A 16,710-nucleotide genomic window follows, 5' to 3' on the forward strand; every position below is an offset into this window, starting at 1 on the left:
GAAATCCAGTCTTCACTTCATAGCTTATGACCAGTTTTTACAGCCGCTCAGCCAAGTGTTGAGGGGTGTGGCTGGATCAGGGCGACGAACTCGACCCTTTCCTCGCTGGCATGGGCACTGACACGCCCGCCGGCATTGCGCGCGATCAGGCCCGCAAAATAGGGCTGGATCGAGCGGCCATCATAGCCGGTTTCCGGCGCCTGCCCCTCGAGCGCGATGACGGCGTCGGCATTGAGCCTGGCTTTTGGCCCTTCCGCGACGATGCGGATCCGGGCACCGCCACCGGTTTCCGTGGCCTCGACCGTCACCTTGCCGCCGCGCGGCACAGACTCGACCGCCAGAATGCATAGATTCATCAGCAGGCGCGAGGGTGTCTTTTCAAGCCCGGGGGTTTCAACCTTCCAGACAATTTCCGGCTTGGAGGCCGCAAACATCGCCTCGGTGAGACGCTGCAGCTCGCGTGTGTCGAGCGTCGCCGGCGCAGAGCCGCCCGCGCCGTAGGCGAGACGCGCAAACTCCAGCTTGGCCTGGGCCTGGCGCGAACTGTCGCGCACCAGATCCATTGCATCTTCATGCATGTCGGCGGAGGTTTCATCGTCGAGCACGCTGAGTGCCGCACCGAGTGCGGACACCGGGCTGACGAGATCATGACAAAGCCGCGCGCAGAGCAGTGCGGCTAATTGGTCGGCGGCCATTTCGGCGGGGCGTTGTTCTTGCATCGGTCAATCGATACACGATTCTCTCACCCGCCGACCCGGTTTCGCAGCACAAATCCATTCGAGGCGTGGAAAGGACTTGGCAACCGAATGCGTCCAAGACATGATTCGGACGGGTTATGGGGCCCGGACGCCAAATGCGGACGCATTTTGCTCCGGTGCGATATTTGCTTGAGATGACGCGTGATGGAACGAAGCTTCGGAGTGTCCACATAACCATGCCCGGATTTGATGTAACCCAAGCCGATGAACGCCGTGCCCGCGGCCTCGTCGTATGCGCCAGCCTGGTGCTCTCGGCCGGCCTTCTCGCCGCCCTGATGACGTCGAAAGACACACGCAGCGATGCCGCCGGACTGGCCGCGCCCGTCGCAGCTGTGGCAGTGCTCGACGTCAATGCCGCCGCCCTGGAAATCGACGCCGCGACCGGCACATCCCTGGTGCGCACCGAGGGCACAACGCCTGCGGTACCGCTGCACCCGGCGCTGCTCGACACCAATGCCTTCACCGCCTGTACGCGTTGCCCTGTTCATCTCCAGATCGAACGCGTCGTGCCCCGCGGTGGCACACTGGCCGGCCTGCTCGACGATGCCGGGGTGGATTCCACCGATGCCGCAAGGGCGATCCGGGCGCTGAACCAGGTCTATGATTTGCGCTATCTGCGCGCGGGGCAGAGCCTCAATCTCTATCTTGAGACCGAGCCCGATGCCGCCATCCAGGCCGATGAAGAAACCCAGAGCCGTCTGCGGCTGAGCGGGATTTCCTTTCGCCCCGATGTCGAACGCTCCATCACTGTCGCGCGTGTCAGCGGTGATGAATACCGCACCCGCGAAACCATTGCCGAGTTTGAACGCCAGGTCGTGCGCTCCTCCGGCTCCATCACCTCATCGCTCTATGTTGACGCGCTCAATGCCGGTGCCACCGACCGCATCGTGGTCGAGCTGGCCGGCGTGCTGGCCTATGCGATCGACTTCCAGCGCTCGATCCAGCCTGGCGACGGGTTTGACATCGTGTTCGAACGTTTCGTGAATGAAGAAGGCAATACCGCGCGTACCGGCGACATCCTCTATGCGCGCTATGAAGGCCGTGGCGACCCCAAGGAATTCTTCCGCTTCGAAACCGCCGATGGCGGCATTGGCTATTACAGCGCCGAGGGCGCCAGCGCCCAGCGCCTGCTGATGCTGACCCCGATCAACGGGGCCCGCCTTTCCTCCTCCTTCGGCCGCCGGCGTCACCCGATCCTGGGCTATACCCGCGCCCATAACGGCACGGATTTCGCGGCCCCGACCGGCACTCCGATCTTCGCCGCCGGCAATGGTGTCGTCGAACGCGCCAACCGGTTTGGCAGCTTCGGCAATTACGTCAAGATCCGGCACGCCAATGGTTTCGAAACGGCCTATGCCCACCTCAATGGTTTCGCCCGTGGTATCCGGGCAGGCAGCCGCGTTACCCAGGGCCAGGTGATCGCCTATGTCGGTACGACCGGCCGTTCAACCGGACCGCATCTGCATTATGAAGTTCATCAGAACGGCCGTCCGGTCAACCCGATGACGCTCGACCTGCCGACTGGCCGCCAGCTGACCGATGCTGACATGCCGGCCTTCATCGCCGAACGCGACCGCATCATCACCATTCGCGATGGCGCCCAGCCAGCCAATACCAGCGAGACGCCGCTGATGGCACAAGCCGGCGACGGCGCACAATAGGCTCGGCCGCACCACGGCTTCAGCTTGACTTGATCCCCGTGGCGCGGCAAAAACCCCGCCACGGGTCTGGAGATGCCCGCCGCTCGCAGGCGCAAGCCCTGGTGAAATCTTCGAACTGATCTCCTCCGTCGACCCAGTGTCATGCGGTGTGATGGCAAGGCGAGCCCCATCCGAAAGACGCATGCAGTCACTGAGACAGGCGACGACATGTCCACTATCCAGACCCTCCCAGCGCTGGAGGCCCTCAAGGCCCAGGCCAAACGCTTGCGCCAGAGCCTGACGGCCGAGGGCAATTTCATCTCCCATAGCGAAGCGCTCGAATTACTGGCCCACCAGCACGGGTTTCGCGACTGGAACACGTTGCACGCCGCAGCCGGCAATCGCCCGGCCAGCCCGCTGACGCTCGGGGCAAACATTGCCGGCCATTATCTCGGTCAGGCGTTCAAGGGCGAGGTCATCGCCCTGGCCAGCCTCAATCACGGCAGCCATTACCGGCTGACGATCGATTTCGACGAACCGGTCGATGTCGTGACGTTCGACAGTTTCTCGGCGTTTCGAAAACGGGTGAATTGCACGGTGGCGGCTGATGGCCGCTCGCCGGCCCTGACCGGCAATGGCGAGCCGCAAATGGTGATTGCGATCTAGGGGGAGCGGGGGTGCCTGCCTCACACGTGTCGTCATCCCGACGAAAGTCGGGACCTCGATAGACCGGGCCCCGCGCTTGTCGCGTCGAGGTCCTGGCTTTCGCCAGGATGACGGAGAAATATCGCATTTGGTAGCGACAGAAGAACGGCCGGAAAGCGCATCGCTCTCCGGCCGTCCTCTATGCAAGGCTCCAAAGAAAGCTAATTCACCACAGCCTTCAGCGGCCGCTTCTCGCCAATTGCGACGCCATTGATCGTCAACACGCCCGCCTCGCTTGATACCACGATATTTTCACCGTCCTTGATGGTGCCTTGCAGCAGCATGCGGGCGAGCGGATCTTGCAGGTCCTTCTGGATCACGCGCTTCAGGGGGCGGGCGCCGTAGGCGGGGTCATAGCCCTTGGCGGCGATCCAGTCGCGGGCGCTCGCGTCGAGATCGATCGCCATCCGGCGATCGGCCAGAAGTTTCTCCAGACGTTTCATCTGGATATCGACAATGGCGCCCATATCCTCGCGAGCCAGCTTGTTGAACAACACGATCTCGTCGACCCGGTTGAGGAATTCCGGCCGGAAATGCAGGCGCACAGCCTCCATCACCATCTCGCGGGCATCCTCGGAATTTTCGACGGCCTGCAGATGCTCGGCCCCGAGATTGGAGGTCATGATGATGATCGTATTGCGGAAATCGACCGTGCGGCCCTGCCCGTCAGTGAGACGGCCATCATCGAGCACCTGAAGGAGCACGTTGAAGACATCCGGGTGCGCCTTCTCGATCTCGTCGAGCAGGATCACCTGATAGGGCCGGCGGCGGACGGCTTCGGTGAGCGCTCCGCCCTCCTCATAACCGACATAGCCCGGAGGCGCGCCGATCATGCGCGAGACGGAGTGTTTCTCCATATATTCCGACATGTCCATGCGGGTGACCGCGTGTTCATCGTCGAACAGGAAGGCGGCCAGCGCCTTGGTCAGCTCGGTCTTGCCGACACCCGTTGGTCCGAGGAACATGAAGGAACCAATCGGACGGGCCGGATCCTTGAGCCCGGCTCGGGCACGGCGCACCGCATCGGAGACGGCTTCCAGCGCCGTTTCCTGGCCGACGACGCGGCCATGCAGGGCTTCTTCCATGCGCAAGAGCTTGTCGCGCTCGCCTTCGAGCATCTTGTCGACAGGCACGCCGGTCCAGCGCGAGACGATCTGGGCGATCTGCTCGTCATCGACGACTTCCTGCATCGTGTTCTGACCATCATCACTGGCGGTCTCTGCGAGGGCCAGACGGCGCTCAAGATCGGGCAGCTGGCCGTATTTGATCTCCGAAGCACGGCCAAGATCGCCGCGCCGTTCAGCATCGGCGAGCTCAGCGCGGGCGTGCTCGATCGATTCCTTCAGCGTCGTCGCCCCGGCGAGCTTCGCCTTCTCCGAGCGCCAGGTCGCTGTCAGTTCGGCTGAACGCGATTCCAGCTCCGCCACTTCCTTGGTGATCGCGGCGAGGCGCTCCCTGGAGGCTTCATCGGCCTCCTTTTTCATCGCCTCGGCCTCGATCTTGAGCTGGATCGCGCGGCGGTCAATCTCGTCGAGCTCTTCCGGCTTGCTGTCGATCTGCATGCGCAGACGCGCCGAGGCCTCGTCCATCAGATCGATCGCCTTGTCGGGCAGGAAGCGATTGGTGATATAGCGATTGGACAGATTGGCAGCGGCCACGATGGCGCTGTCAGCAATGCGCACGCCGTGGTGCACCTCGTATTTTTCCTTCAACCCGCGCAGGATGGAGACCGTGTCTTCCACGGTCGGCTCCTCGACCATGACCGGCTGGAAACGCCGGGCCAGGGCCGCGTCCTTTTCGACATGCTTGCGGTATTCGTCCAGCGTCGTGGCGCCGATACAATGCAGCTCACCGCGTGCCAGGGCAGGCTTCAGAAGATTGGACGCATCCATGGCGCCATCACCCTTGCCGGCGCCGACCAGTGTGTGCATCTCGTCGATGAAGAGAATGATCTGGCCATTGGCACTGGTGACTTCATTGAGCACGGATTTGAGCCGTTCCTCGAACTCACCGCGAAATTTCGCGCCGGCGATCAAGGCGCCCATATCGAGTGCCAAAAGACGCTTCTCTTTCAGGCTCTCGGGGACATCGCCATTGACGATGCGCAGCGCCAAGCCTTCGGCAATGGCGGTCTTTCCGACGCCGGGCTCACCGATCAGGACCGGGTTATTCTTGGTCCGGCGCGACAGCACCTGGATGGCACGGCGAATTTCCTCGTCGCGGCCGATGACCGGATCGAGCTTGCCTTCGCGGGCCACCTCAGTGAGGTCGCGGGCGTATTTCTTCAACGCTTCATAGGTGTCTTCCGCCGAGGCGCTGTCAGCGGTGCGGCCCTGGCGTAGATCATTGATCGCGGTATTGAGGCCCTGCGGGGTGACACCGGCGGCCTTGAGAATATCGAAGGCCTTGGTGCCCGATTTCAGGCTCAGCGCCTGCAGCAGACGCTCGGCGGTGACATATTCATCGCCGGCCTTGGTGGCAGCCTCCTGGGCCGCGTCAAACAGCTTGGCGGTCGGTGGCGCCATATAGAGCTTGCCCTCGCCGCCTTCGACCTTGGGAAGGCTGGCGAGCGCGGTGGTGACGCCGTCAATAACCTGGTGCGCGCTGCCGCCGGCCGCCTTGATCAGATTGATCGCGAGACCTGCCGTATCGTCAAGCAGCGCCTTGAGTACGTGCTCGGGCGTGAATTGCTGGTGGCCGGCCTTGATGGCCAGAGTCTGGGCGCCCTGGACAATCGTTTTGGCGCGGTCTGTGTATTTGTCGAATTCCATGTCGATCCCCCGGGAAAGGCGAGATAGGGTGCGCTCCGACGCCTTAAGAAAGCGCGTCGAAATCGCGGCTTGACCTGGATGTAAGTGTTGCACATGCGTCACACAAGAGGCCGGACCGCGACAGATTGACCGTAATCCCACAAGGGTTTCTTCCAACCATGCCGCAGCTTACCGCAATTACCCGCTTTCCGGTAAAAGGCTTCGGCCCCGACCGGCTTGAACTGGTCGAACTTAATGCGGGCCATACGCTCCCCTTCGACCGAGCCTGGGCAATCGAAAATGGTCCCGGCGATTTCGACCCGGCCCGCCCGGCGCATGTGAAGAAGAAACATTTCCTGATGCTGGCCCGCCAGGCCGGGCTGGCGCAACTGGCCTGCCAATTCGATGCGGCGGGCGAGCATTTCGCAGTCCGCTTCCCTGACGGCGAGACTATCACCATCACGCTCGGCGAGGCCGCCAGCCATGCGCCGTTTTTCGCCCGGCTGGAGACCCTGCTCGGTGAAGAAGTCCGTGGCACCCTTCGGATCGCCCATGTCCCCGGCCAGGCCCTGACTGATATTCCCGACCCGCACATCTCCTTGATCAATGCCGCCTCCGTGCGCGATCTTGAGGCGCGAACCGGACAAGCCATCGACCCGCTACGCTTTCGCGGCAATCTCCTGATCGACGGACTGGAGCCCTGGGCCGAATTCGGCTGGATCGGTCGCGATATCCGGATCGGCAATGCCAGGCTGCGCGGCCAGAGCCGTATCCGCCGCTGCGCCGCCACCAGCGTCAACCCGGCCACGTCCCGGCGTGATATCGACCTGCCGGCGGCGCTGATGGCGCAGTACGGGCATGCCGATTGCGGGATCTACATGAGCGTGGAGACGAATGGTGTGATTGCGCTCGGGGACGATTTCGAATGCTCCGGCTCCGGGCAAACTTGACGCGCCCCGCCGACCGCAGTACTCAGCGCGCCGGTCCCCGGATGCCCGCCGCTCGCAGACTTCGGTCACGGTGAATTTCCGGCAATTGATCTTCTCCTCCCGGCGCAATCGCTGCGGTGGCAATGCGAGCCCCATCCTCCAAGCTTCGCGTCCGGAGTTGATGTGATGAACAACACCTACACCCACGGCCCGCTCGGGCCGGTTTTCGTGCGCACGGCATTGCCGATCATTTTCCTGATGGCGATGAATGGTCTGCTGACCGTCGTCGACGCAATCTATCTCGGCGTTTTCGTCGGCGCCGATGCGCTGAGTGCGGTGACGCTGATGTTCCCGCTCTTCATGCTGATTGTGGCCCTGTCTTCACTGGTCGCCAACGGTATGGCCTCGGTTCTGGCCCGCCATCTCGGGGCCAATGCCATCGGCCAGGCCCGAGCCGAATTCGTCGGCGCCCACGGGCTTTCACTGATTGTCTGCCTGATCCTGGTGGTTCTGTTTCTCGCCGGAGCCCGTCCGCTGACCCTAGCGGCAGCGAACGGGTCGGAAACACTGGCGCAGATGGGCCACGTCTATCTGAGCATTGCCGTGTTCAGCTCGCCGATCGCCTTTGCCCTGGCGGTGCAGTCCACCGCGCTGCGGGTCGAGGGCAAGGTCGGGCTGATGGCGATGACCGGATTGCTGGTGACACTGGCCAATCTGGCGCTCAACTACGTACTGATTGCCGTGATGGGGCTCGGCGTGGCGGGTTCGGCCCTGGGAACAGCCATCGCCCAGGCTGTCGCCCTGCTGGTGATCCTGGGCTTCCGCCTGGGCAAGACCTCACCCCTGCGCCTCGCCGGCCTGGATTGGTCCCGTCTCGGCACCGGCTGGCCCGGCTTTCTGGCGCTGGGCGCACCGCAAAGCCTGTCCTTCGTCGGCCTGTCGCTCGGGTCCGGCGCAGTGATCTTCATGCTGCAGACCGTCGACACCGGACATTATGACACCACCGTCGCGGCCTACGGCATCGTTATGCGAATCCTCTCCTTCGCCTTTCTGGTGCTGATGGGGATGAGCCAGGCCCTCCAGGCCATCGTCGGCAATAATTTCGGGGCCGGTCTGTGGCAGCGCTCGAACAGGATCCTTGTCATCGCCATGGTCTGCGGCCTGATCTACACCGCCGGGGCCGAGATTCTGCTGGTCAGCCTGCGCCATCATTGGGGCGGGATGTTCGTCAATGATCCCGCGGTGATCGCGGAGGTGGCGCGCATCATGCCGATAATGGTCGCGCTCTACGCGCTCGCCGGACCGCAGACCATGATCTCGACCTATTTCCAGGCGATCGGCGATGCGCCACGCGCCGCCATTCTCGGGCTCGGACGCACCTATCTCTTCGTCCTTCCCCTGACGCTAATCCTGCCGACGGTGTTCGGCGAGACCGGAATCTGGATCGTCAATCCGGCGGCCGAATGCCTGATGCTCGGCGTGACCGCCACGGTCCTTTTCCAGAACGCCCGCCGCACCGGCGCCGCCTGGGGCCTGTTTCATGGCCACAGAGCTGCGCCGCCGGCAGCAAGCACCGCCGAATGAAAAAAGGACCCGATGCCTGAAGCAACGGGTCCTTTCCATTTCAAACGCGCACAACGCGATCAGGCCGCGTCGCTCTCCGAGCCGCCACCATCGGACTTGTCGTCCTTTGGCTTGGCGCGGGACGCACGCGGCGCGCGCGGCGCCTTGGCGGGCTTGGCCTCTTCAGCGGCGGGTGCTGCTGGTGCTGCACCGGTATCGCCCTCATCGCTGCGCGGACGGCGTGGACGGCGGGCGCGGCGTGGCGGCTCGTCATCACTTGCAGCGTCCGGCGCGGCTGGCGCGACGCTCGACGGCGTGACAGGCGCGTGGATCGGGTGATGATTACTCGCGGGCTGTTGTGGCTGGGCTTGCGGCTGGGCCTCGCCCTCCGGTGTCACAACATTGAGTGGATCGCTTTGGGGCTGTTCCTGGCGCGGCTGGCGCGGCTGACGCCCCCGGCGCGGCTCGCGATTGCGGTTCTGGTTGCCATCGCGATTGCCATCGCGGCTGGAATTGCGGTCCCCGTTATTCTGATCACGATTATTCTGGTCGCGGTTATTGTTACCGCCCGAATTATTATTGTTGTCGCGCTCGTCGACCCGATCGCTGAAGCGCTCATAGCCATCATCAGCAACATCATCATCGTCATTCTCGACCTGGTCGTCAGGACCGGCATCACGACGCGGCTGATTGGCCTGGATGAGACGGAAATAATGCTCGGCGTGCTGGTAGAGATTCTCGGCCCGCACCCGGTCGCCCGCCAGCATCGCATCGCGTGCCAGTTGAACGTATTTGTCAAAAATCTGGGGAGCATTGCCGCGGATTTTAACCTCCGGACCATTGCTCTCATAGCTGCGATTGGAAGGATTGCTCGGCTTCCGCCCACGGCCGCGTTGGCGCTTGTTATCGCCCGCCCCTGTTTTCCAGCGATTCATATCTGACAATGTGACCTTGTTGTTCAGTTGCAGGGACGTGATCTTGCACCCTGATGAAACGATTGATCTTGATTGGCCGGAGCAAAACAGGCGGTGGATCCGACCGCGCTAGGCCCCAAAAAGTGGCACGCCCCGCCTGTTGTGATAAAACCTAGCGCGCGGCGAAACGCTTTCCAAGCGATTTTAACCGTTCGGCAAAACCGCCTGTCCGAACACAACCCGGTCATGCCCTGACAGGTCCTGCAGGCATTCCAGTGCCATCAAACCAGCCGCCTCGGCCAACCCCAGAACCGCGCCGGCCTGATCGAAACCGATCTCAAGGGCAAACCGCGCACCCGGCCGAAGCAGGCGCGGCAGATCCGCAACAATGACGCGATAGGCGTCGAGCCCGTCCTCGCCGCCATCAAGCGCCAGGGCGGGTTCGTGGTCGCGCACTTCCGGTTCCAGACCAGCCAGCACCTCGCGCACGATATAGGGCGGATTGGAGACGATGAGATCAAAGCTGTGATCGCGCAGCCCCTCGCCCCAGCGACCCTGGGCCAGTTGCGCCCGGGCCGTCAGTGCGCACGCGTCGAGATTTTGCCGGGCCACGGCCAGCGCCGCCGGTGACAAATCAATACCCAGCCCGGTCCAGGCGGCGCGCTCGCTGAGCAGAGCCGCCAGTATCGCAGCGGAACCCGTGCCAAGATCGAGCATATGCAGGGGCGCGTCTGAGCAGCGCGCCAGCACCGCCTCGACCAGCGCCTCTGTATCGGCGCGCGGGGTCAGGACGTCGGCAGTGACCTTGAGGTCCAGCGTCCAGAAGGGCCTGCTTCCAAGCACCTGCGACAGCGGTACGCGCTGAAGACGCAAGGCGGCAAGGTCGGCGAGCCGCGCGGCATCCTGCCACGACCAAAGCGCCGGATCGGCCAGCGACTGGGCGAGGCTGACCGGTGCCAGGACATGGCCGATCAGAAAGCGCGCATCATCCTCGGCCTCATCAATTCCGGTCGCCCTCAGGGCCAGGACCAGATGGCGGCGGATGCCGGCGAGATCCAGCCCCTGCCAGGCCTGGACCAGCGCGAAGCCGGGCCGGCCGGCCTGGTCGGCGGCATGAGACTCCACCGCCGCTTCAAACCCTGCCGCTCGATCGGCATTCTTGGTCACGGCTGTTGCACCGGCGGCCCGGCCAGCAGGGCCTCGCCATAGGGACCTTCCAGCCGGCCATCACGGGCCCAATCACCCAGCAGCCGGAAATAGCCCGCGGCATAGCGCGTCGATTCCCGCCCTGTTTCGGTTTCAACGAATTCGAGAATTCCGTGATCCGTATTGGCGAACTCAACCAGTTCGATCGCCCGGCCCTCGGCGATCAGAGTGTGCAGGATATCGCGTGTCGCATCCGGCGGCGCCTCTCGGTCCTGCCCAGCGAGCACCCACAAGACCGGAACCTCGACCTGGCTCATCACCGCGATGGAATCATGGCCCCAGCTGGTGCCGGCATCGATGAAGTTGAGATAGACGAATTTGAAGCCAGTGACGCCGGCGCGCAGCATATGGCCCGAATACTCGCCCTCGATCTCACCAAACCAGTCCTCATTGCCCCACTGCCGTTTCAGGCGAACAAACTCCGCTTGTCCCTCGGTGAAGCCGGACGCCATCAAACGGCCAGTGACATCGGTAATCTGCCGGGCCCGGTCCAACACCTCATCATCATAGCCGGCCGCGCGCAGTTCGAGCTGAACTTCCGATGCGTCCTCGTCGGTCGGGGCCACCATCATGCCAAAGCTGACCATGACGAATTCGGCATCGCTCATGGTCGCCGCCAGGGGCGCCACCCAGCCGCCCTGGCTGCCACCGAACAGGCCAACCCGGCCGGCCCGCGGCCCCGCCAGGTCGCGAGCGCGCTGCAAGGCCATGGCGGCATCGCCCGCCAATGCGGCAAAGTCCTGTGAATAGTCACCCTCGGATGCGCCGGTGCCGCGCTTGTCATAGACAAAAATGCCCACGCCCTGCGCCGGCATCATGCGCTGGGCATAGGCCCAGTCGCGAGCCGAATCGCGCTCCGATCCATGCACCCAGACCGCAATCGGGACAGGTTCCGTGCCTTGCGGCAGGACCAGCCGGCCGGCCAGCGTCAGTCCGTCGCTTTCAAATTCGGTATCAATGATGTCCAGGGCAATGCGCTCGGCGACGCCGTTATAGCCGTCGAGACCTTCAATAGTCAGGCTCGTCGTGCCGCATTCGCCCAAATCGAAACGAGCAAGATTGGGCTGGTCGGTCCAGCCGGTTGTCCCTGACCAGAGGCCATCCTCGCCCGACGCGATCCGGCCGACCTGGCCATCGAGGGCGCGCCAGCGCAAATCTGCGCCAGCCACCGGTGCCAGATCAATGATCGAACCCGATGCGGTCTGGTAGACACCGACATGGCAGAGCGCGGCCGGGTCGAGCGCCTCGTTTCCGGAACACGCCGTGAGCAGGCTTGCAGCGCCGAGCGCCAAAAAAATGCCGGACTTCAACATCGTTACCTCCAACCTTGCCGGATCTGAAGTGCCCGGTCTTTCAGAGGACCGTGGGCCCGCAACGCCGTCAACCGGGACGCAGCGCGCCTCAATCCTCCAGGGCCGCCAGACGGGCGGCCTGGTCTTCGGCGACCAGGGCGGAAATGACTTCGTCCAGCCCGTCACCGGCGACAATATCATCCAGCTTGTAAAGGGTGAGATTGATGCGGTGGTCGGAAACCCGGCCCTGCGGGTAGTTATAGGTGCGGATACGTTCGGAGCGGTCGCCGGAACCGATCTGCCCCTTGCGCTCGGCCGAGCGTTCGGCGTCGGCCGCCTCGCGCTGCATGTCGTAGAGTTTGGCCTTCAGCAATTCGATCGCCTTGGCCCGGTTCTGGTGCTGGGATTTTTCCTGACAGACAACCGCGATCCCGGTCGGCAAATGCGTCATGCGCACGGCTGAATCGGTCTTGTTGACGTGCTGGCCACCAGCCCCGGAGGCGCGCATCGTATCGACCCGGATTTCAGTCATATTAAGCTCGATATCGATATCTTCCGGCTGCGGCATGATCGCCACCGTCGCGGCGGAGGTGTGGATGCGGCCCTGGCTTTCCGTCGCCGGAACGCGCTGGACACGGTGGACGCCGCTCTCGAATTTCAACCGTCCGAACACGCCATTGCCCGAGATCGAGGCGATGACTTCCTTATAGCCGCCATGATCGCCTTCCGAGGCCGAGGCCAACTCCCAGCTCCAGCCCTGCAGCTGGGCATAGCGCTCATACATGCGATAGAGGTCGCCCGCGAACAGGGCCGCCTCATCACCGCCCGTCCCGGCCCGGATTTCGATCAGCGCATTGGCCGCGTCATCCTTGTCCTTGGGCAGGAGGGCCAGGCTCATTTCAAGCTCGAGCGCAGGCAGGGTTTCCTTCAGCTCGTAGAATTCCTCGCGCGCCAGATCGGCCATCTCGGCATCGCCGCTCTCCATCATCTCGGCAAGCTCGTCGAGTTCGGTACGGGCGGCACGCAGGGCCTTGGCCTTTTCGGCAACCGGTCGCAGCTCGGCATGCTCCTTGGAGAGCTTGACGATCTCCGATGAGTCGGAGGCCGCGCCGAGCCGCGCCTCAACCTGGTCGAAGCGATCAATGACTTGCGCGAGTCTGGAAGCGGGAGTGTGCATGCCGCTCGGTTAGCACCTGACGCTGTTCTTGCAAATGCCGCGCGGCTGCTTGCCTCCGCTAGAGGATCGCCAGCACGGCCCTCACCGCCATCACGATCAGCACGAGGGTCGAACTGACAAAGACGAGGAAACGCACCGGGATGAAGTTCCACAAGGCCTGGATCAGGCTGTGCAAAACGCGCAGCGCGACATAACCCCAGGCCAGTCCGATCATCAAGGGATCGGCCGGACCAACCAGATGGCAATAAACCACCAGGGCGTAGAAAATCGTCGGCTGTTCATGCAGGTGATTATAATTGTCGGCGATGCGACGGACCTCGATCGGGAGGACGTCCATCTCGCTCTTGGACTTCATCCTGGCGGCATTGATGCCCGCCTTCTGCATCGCCGGAATGCGGGTGGCATACATCCACAGCCACATGACCAATGTCCACACGATCATCGCCAGCACAGGCGTCAGAATAGTCTCATACATATCGATATCCCCGGATTGTTCGGGATGAGACTAGACCGGTTTCAATCGGTGATGCGATGGTTTTCTCGCCCTGAATGGCCCTGATGCATTCATGATCACAAAAGCGATCAGGTCTGGAGCGTCTTCAGCCGGACATCTCCCGGCGGCGCCTCATAGCCGCGAAAGGCCTCGAGCAGATCATCGATCCGGTCGGCGACCATCAGTGAGGCGCGATGATCGGCCGCGAGGAAGCTCTGGTCGGCCATCTTGTCGAGAAAGGCGACGAGGTCATCATAATAGCCATGAACATTGAGCAGGCCGACGGGTTTGCGGTGCTGACCCAATTGGCCCCAGGTCCAGATCTCGAACAATTCCTCCATCGTCCCAATGCCGCCTGGCAGCGCGATGAAGGCGTCCGACAAATGCGCCATTTTTGCCTTGCGAGCATGCATGGACTGCACGACGTAGAGCCGGGTCAAATCGAGATGGGCGATTTCCTTGAGGGCGAGAAATTCGGGAATGACGCCAATCACCCGGCCACCAGCCTCAAGCGCGGCATCGGCAATTTCGCCCATCAGACCGACCTGGCCGCCGCCGTAGACGATATCAAGCCCTGCCCCGGCGAGCCGCGTTCCGACTGCGCGAGCGGCCGTCACAAACGCCGGATCCCGGCCCGGATTGGAGCCACAATAGACGCAAATCGATTTCATCGGATGCATTCCCCCTTGGCGGCACCCGTCACCCGGGTAATCTGTCCGGCAGGTTCGGAGTTTTGGTGTGTCGATCCATCACGCATTGCTGGTCATCGCAAGTTTCCTGAGCATTGGCAGCGCCGCAAGCGCCGCCGACCCGGTCGTCATACCCACCGTCATCTGCCGCGGCTATTTTCTGATACCGATCACGCTTGCGCCGCGCGAAGGTTATCCGGCCGACCGCACACTCTGGTTCCTGCACGATACCGGCGCCTCGTCTTCCTATGTCGACCCTGACAGTATCGAGCGTGTCAGCGGCATCCGGCTCGGCGCGCGCGACCGCGCCAATATCCGCGACGCACAGGCAGGCCCCATCGCGATCAATCGCTTGCAGGCCCGCGTCGGCCAGCTCGATCATCTCGGCCGGGCGCTGGGTCACCCGATCGACGGCATCCTCTCCTTTGGTGCGTTCAGCGATTACCTGCTGACGCTGGATTACGAGAATGGCGAGATGCGGCTGGAAGAAGGCCGGTTGCCGCCGCCCGATGGCGTGACGGTGTTCAGCGCGGACGGTCCTGACTATCGCCCCTGGATGGTGGTGGAATTTCCTGATCGCCGCCGCCGCATGCTGATTGACAGTGGTGCCGCCATGACCAGCCTCGCTGTGCGCCGGATCGATCTCTATGACACCTTCGAGCCGCCGCGTCCGACCGGCGCGTCGATGCGCCTGCGTGAAGTCGAGGAACGGTCGGGCGCCCGGTCACGGCTGAATGCCCGCATCGGCCCCAACCATCTCATCACGCCGACCCTGCAATCCACGCCCGGCACCGAATTGATCGGCGGCGAAGTGATGCGCCATTTTACGTGGACCTTTGACCAGGCGACCGAACGCGTGCGCATGGTGCGCCACCACCCTGAGACCCCGATCACCTTCGAGCCGGACTATGATCATGGCATGGTATTCGAGCCGCACCCGCAGGGTTATCGGGTCGGGTCGGTGATTGCCAACACACCCGCCAGTCGCGGCGGTATACAGGCGGGCGATATCGTTACCGGGTTCAATGGAGCTTCGCTCGATGTGCGCGGCTGCGACGGCCGGCCGCCGGACAATACCCTGGTGGTTCGGCTGATCCGCAATGGCCAGCCGATGACCCTCACCCTGGTTCTGTTTGCCCTGGTCGAATAGCGGCAGCGATATGGCCGGCGAGAACCGTGACGGCGTCAACCACACGGGCACCGGGGAGGCCGAGCAGATATTCGCCGACGGTGATTTCCAGCGCGCAAACCGGCCCGCCTTCCAGATCCCAGAAGCGATTTCCGAGCCAGACTCCGGTTTGCCGCGCCGCTTCGTCCCGAGCCCGTTCCGCGATTGGCGCATCACACGGCAGGCGCAGATGGAGCATGTTCACATGCGGCGGGTCGGGCGTGACGGCCACGCCCTCAATCCCGGACAATGCCAGGGCCAGACCGCGGGCCCGTGCAACAAAAGCCGGCATCAGATCGATCCGCCGGTCGAGCAGTCGCAGCGCATCGGGCACCATTGGCACCGGCGAGACGATACGGCCCCCGAAGCGGGCCAGCCATAGCCGCGCCTCGGTGATGAAATCATCCTCGCCCGCCAGCACCGCACCGCCGAGGGCGCCAATATCCTTGTAGAGCGAGACATAGACTGAGGCGAAGCCATCACAGATCTGCGCATAGGTCCGGTCGTCATAGAAGGGCCGGGTCGACCACAGGCGGGCCCCGTCCAGGTGCAGCGGCAAGTCGAGTGCCCGTGCGCGCGCCTTGACTGCCAGCAATTCGTCCCAGGCCGGCAGGGCACCCCCATTATGCCGTTGCGGCAGCTCAATGAAGGCGCAGGCGGAACCGGGCTGGAGGTCGGCGGCGGTGAGCGGATCGGCCCAATCGCCGATCAGGCTCGCATCAAGCCCATGGGCGTAGTGATAGCCGCGCTCCTCATGCAATTCGAGATGCGAGGTCGGGTGAAGCTGGATGCTGCCCTGCCCGGCGCGAGCGGCGTGGATGCGCGCCGCAATCCCCTGGGCCATGGTGCCCGTGGGGCACCACATCGCCGCCGGTTTACCGAGCAGGTCAGCGGTTTTCGCTTCCAGCGCCGCGACCATCGGCCCGCCAAGATACATCTCGGACGCAAACCCTTCACGGTCCATGTAGTCGGCGACCGTGCGCAGGTGATCGGCCGGCGTCTCGGCGCCATGATGCGGAAAGCCCAGGCTGATATCGCAGCCGGCCCGGAGCTCGATATCGATCATCCCGCTGCGCCCAGCACCGCCGCGCGCACGGCCGCTGTCCAGCCGACATACAAGGCGTCACCGCTTTCGATCACCGGCCGTTTGACCAGGGTCGGGTTGGCAATCAGAAGTGCCGCCGGCTCGGCATCAGCGAGCTGTTGATCCTGCAGCGAAAGGCCGCGCCAAGTGGTCGAGCGGGTATTGAGTAACGCCTTGGCACCGGCCAGCTTTACCCAGAGCGGCACCAGCGCAACCAGATCGGCGTCGCTGCGAATATCGACGAAGCGGTGCTCAAGCCCGGCGGCCGAGATTTCTCTCAGCGCCAGCTTGCACGTGTCACAGTTTTTCAGGCCGTACAGGGTGAGTGTCATGGCGGGGCTC

The 16,710-nt window shown here is 63.4% G+C and carries 15 protein-coding genes; 5 read left to right on the forward strand and 10 right to left on the reverse strand.

The window, feature by feature from the left end; all coding sequences use genetic code 11:
• Window positions 1–47 precede the first annotated feature (47 nt).
• The gene (chpT, locus tag ACN0YJ_RS05565) at window positions 48–719 is read right to left on the reverse strand and encodes a histidine phosphotransferase ChpT (protein WP_417478041.1); all 672 of its coding nucleotides are present in this window, start codon (window positions 717–719) and stop codon (window positions 48–50) included.
• Window positions 720–934: 215 nt separating this feature from the next.
• On the opposite strand from chpT, the gene ACN0YJ_RS05570 reads away from it, so the two are divergent.
• Together ACN0YJ_RS05570 and ACN0YJ_RS05575 are read left to right on the forward strand one after the other, a co-directional pair.
• Window positions 935–2,419, forward strand: coding sequence for a peptidoglycan DD-metalloendopeptidase family protein (locus ACN0YJ_RS05570; RefSeq protein ID WP_417478040.1), 1,485 nt, complete (start codon window positions 935–937; stop codon window positions 2,417–2,419).
• Window positions 2,420–2,626: 207 nt separating this feature from the next.
• Window positions 2,627–3,064 (forward strand): glyoxalase superfamily protein, encoded by a 438-nt coding sequence (locus ACN0YJ_RS05575; RefSeq protein ID WP_417495574.1) that lies wholly within the window; start codon window positions 2,627–2,629, stop codon window positions 3,062–3,064.
• Window positions 3,065–3,264: 200 nt separating this feature from the next.
• Here the strand turns inward: ACN0YJ_RS05575 and clpB are convergent, their stop codons facing one another.
• Window positions 3,265–5,874: an ATP-dependent chaperone ClpB gene (clpB, locus tag ACN0YJ_RS05580; RefSeq protein WP_417495575.1), complete on the reverse strand. Its 2,610-nt coding sequence runs from the start codon at window positions 5,872–5,874 to the stop codon at window positions 3,265–3,267.
• A gap of 158 nt (window positions 5,875–6,032) precedes the next feature.
• On the opposite strand from clpB, the gene ACN0YJ_RS05585 reads away from it, so the two are divergent.
• Together ACN0YJ_RS05585 and ACN0YJ_RS05590 are read left to right on the forward strand one after the other, a co-directional pair.
• On the forward strand, window positions 6,033–6,803 hold the full coding sequence (locus ACN0YJ_RS05585) for an MOSC domain-containing protein (RefSeq protein WP_417495576.1): 771 nt from the start codon (window positions 6,033–6,035) through the stop codon (window positions 6,801–6,803).
• Between the two features lie 165 nt (window positions 6,804–6,968).
• Window positions 6,969–8,366, forward strand: coding sequence for an MATE family efflux transporter (locus ACN0YJ_RS05590; RefSeq protein WP_417478036.1), 1,398 nt, complete (start codon window positions 6,969–6,971; stop codon window positions 8,364–8,366).
• Between the two features lie 59 nt (window positions 8,367–8,425).
• Here the strand turns inward: ACN0YJ_RS05590 and ACN0YJ_RS05595 are convergent, their stop codons facing one another.
• The 6 genes from ACN0YJ_RS05595 to ACN0YJ_RS05620 form a co-directional block, all read right to left on the reverse strand.
• A complete protein-coding gene (locus tag ACN0YJ_RS05595) occupies window positions 8,426–9,280 on the reverse strand; it encodes a DUF4167 domain-containing protein (RefSeq protein WP_417478035.1) in 855 nt (284 codons plus the stop codon).
• 183 nt (window positions 9,281–9,463) lie between these two features.
• A complete protein-coding gene (gene prmC / locus ACN0YJ_RS05600) occupies window positions 9,464–10,426 on the reverse strand; it encodes a peptide chain release factor N(5)-glutamine methyltransferase (protein WP_417495577.1) in 963 nt (320 codons plus the stop codon).
• Complete coding sequence (locus ACN0YJ_RS05605; RefSeq protein ID WP_417495578.1) at window positions 10,423–11,778, reverse strand: alpha/beta hydrolase family protein; 1,356 nt, start codon at window positions 11,776–11,778, stop codon at window positions 10,423–10,425. Before ACN0YJ_RS05605 ends, prmC begins: the two co-directional genes overlap by 4 nt.
• An 88-nt stretch (window positions 11,779–11,866) precedes the next feature.
• Complete coding sequence (gene prfA / locus ACN0YJ_RS05610) at window positions 11,867–12,934, reverse strand: peptide chain release factor 1 (RefSeq protein WP_417478032.1); 1,068 nt, start codon at window positions 12,932–12,934, stop codon at window positions 11,867–11,869.
• Between the two features lie 58 nt (window positions 12,935–12,992).
• Window positions 12,993–13,409: an MAPEG family protein gene (locus ACN0YJ_RS05615; protein WP_417478031.1), complete on the reverse strand. Its 417-nt coding sequence runs from the start codon at window positions 13,407–13,409 to the stop codon at window positions 12,993–12,995.
• A gap of 107 nt (window positions 13,410–13,516) precedes the next feature.
• A complete protein-coding gene (locus ACN0YJ_RS05620; RefSeq protein WP_417478030.1) occupies window positions 13,517–14,098 on the reverse strand; it encodes a TIGR00730 family Rossman fold protein in 582 nt (193 codons plus the stop codon).
• A gap of 67 nt (window positions 14,099–14,165) precedes the next feature.
• On the opposite strand from ACN0YJ_RS05620, the gene ACN0YJ_RS05625 reads away from it, so the two are divergent.
• Window positions 14,166–15,266 carry a hypothetical protein gene (locus ACN0YJ_RS05625; protein WP_417495579.1) on the forward strand — a complete coding sequence of 367 codons (1,101 nt, stop codon included), beginning with the start codon at window positions 14,166–14,168 and terminating at the stop codon, window positions 15,264–15,266.
• Here the strand turns inward: ACN0YJ_RS05625 and ACN0YJ_RS05630 are convergent.
• A complete protein-coding gene (locus ACN0YJ_RS05630) occupies window positions 15,235–16,350 on the reverse strand; it encodes a threonine aldolase family protein (RefSeq protein ID WP_417495580.1) in 1,116 nt (371 codons plus the stop codon). The two genes, ACN0YJ_RS05625 and ACN0YJ_RS05630, sit on opposite strands and share 32 nt — an antisense overlap.
• Complete coding sequence (locus ACN0YJ_RS05635; protein WP_417478027.1) at window positions 16,347–16,700, reverse strand: ArsC/Spx/MgsR family protein; 354 nt, start codon at window positions 16,698–16,700, stop codon at window positions 16,347–16,349. Before ACN0YJ_RS05635 ends, ACN0YJ_RS05630 begins: the two co-directional genes overlap by 4 nt.
• Between the last annotated feature and the right edge of the window lie 10 nt (window positions 16,701–16,710).

The organism is Maricaulis sp., from assembly GCF_048270095.1.
GTDB lineage: Bacteria > Pseudomonadota > Alphaproteobacteria > Caulobacterales > Maricaulaceae > Maricaulis.

What these genes read in the sequence shown, in the direction of transcription:
- ACN0YJ_RS05590 (WP_417478036.1), top strand. Translation starts at nt 6,969, where the DNA reads ATGAACAACACCTACACCCACGGCCCGCTCGGGCCGGTTTTCGTGCGC.
- clpB (WP_417495575.1), bottom strand. Translation starts at nt 5,874, where the DNA reads ATGGAATTCGACAAATACACAGACCGCGCCAAAACGATTGTCCAGGGC.
- ACN0YJ_RS05630 (WP_417495580.1), bottom strand. Translation starts at nt 16,350, where the DNA reads ATGATCGATATCGAGCTCCGGGCCGGCTGCGATATCAGCCTGGGCTTT.
- chpT (WP_417478041.1), bottom strand. Translation starts at nt 719, where the DNA reads ATGCAAGAACAACGCCCCGCCGAAATGGCCGCCGACCAATTAGCCGCA.
- prfA (WP_417478032.1), bottom strand. Translation starts at nt 12,934, where the DNA reads ATGCACACTCCCGCTTCCAGACTCGCGCAAGTCATTGATCGCTTCGAC.
- ACN0YJ_RS05585 (WP_417495576.1), top strand. Translation starts at nt 6,033, where the DNA reads ATGCCGCAGCTTACCGCAATTACCCGCTTTCCGGTAAAAGGCTTCGGC.
- ACN0YJ_RS05635 (WP_417478027.1), bottom strand. Translation starts at nt 16,700, where the DNA reads ATGACACTCACCCTGTACGGCCTGAAAAACTGTGACACGTGCAAGCTG.
- ACN0YJ_RS05595 (WP_417478035.1), bottom strand. Translation starts at nt 9,280, where the DNA reads ATGAATCGCTGGAAAACAGGGGCGGGCGATAACAAGCGCCAACGCGGC.
- ACN0YJ_RS05605 (WP_417495578.1), bottom strand. Translation starts at nt 11,778, where the DNA reads ATGTTGAAGTCCGGCATTTTTTTGGCGCTCGGCGCTGCAAGCCTGCTC.
- ACN0YJ_RS05615 (WP_417478031.1), bottom strand. Translation starts at nt 13,409, where the DNA reads ATGTATGAGACTATTCTGACGCCTGTGCTGGCGATGATCGTGTGGACA.
- ACN0YJ_RS05570 (WP_417478040.1), top strand. Translation starts at nt 935, where the DNA reads ATGCCCGGATTTGATGTAACCCAAGCCGATGAACGCCGTGCCCGCGGC.
- ACN0YJ_RS05575 (WP_417495574.1), top strand. Translation starts at nt 2,627, where the DNA reads ATGTCCACTATCCAGACCCTCCCAGCGCTGGAGGCCCTCAAGGCCCAG.
- ACN0YJ_RS05620 (WP_417478030.1), bottom strand. Translation starts at nt 14,098, where the DNA reads ATGAAATCGATTTGCGTCTATTGTGGCTCCAATCCGGGCCGGGATCCG.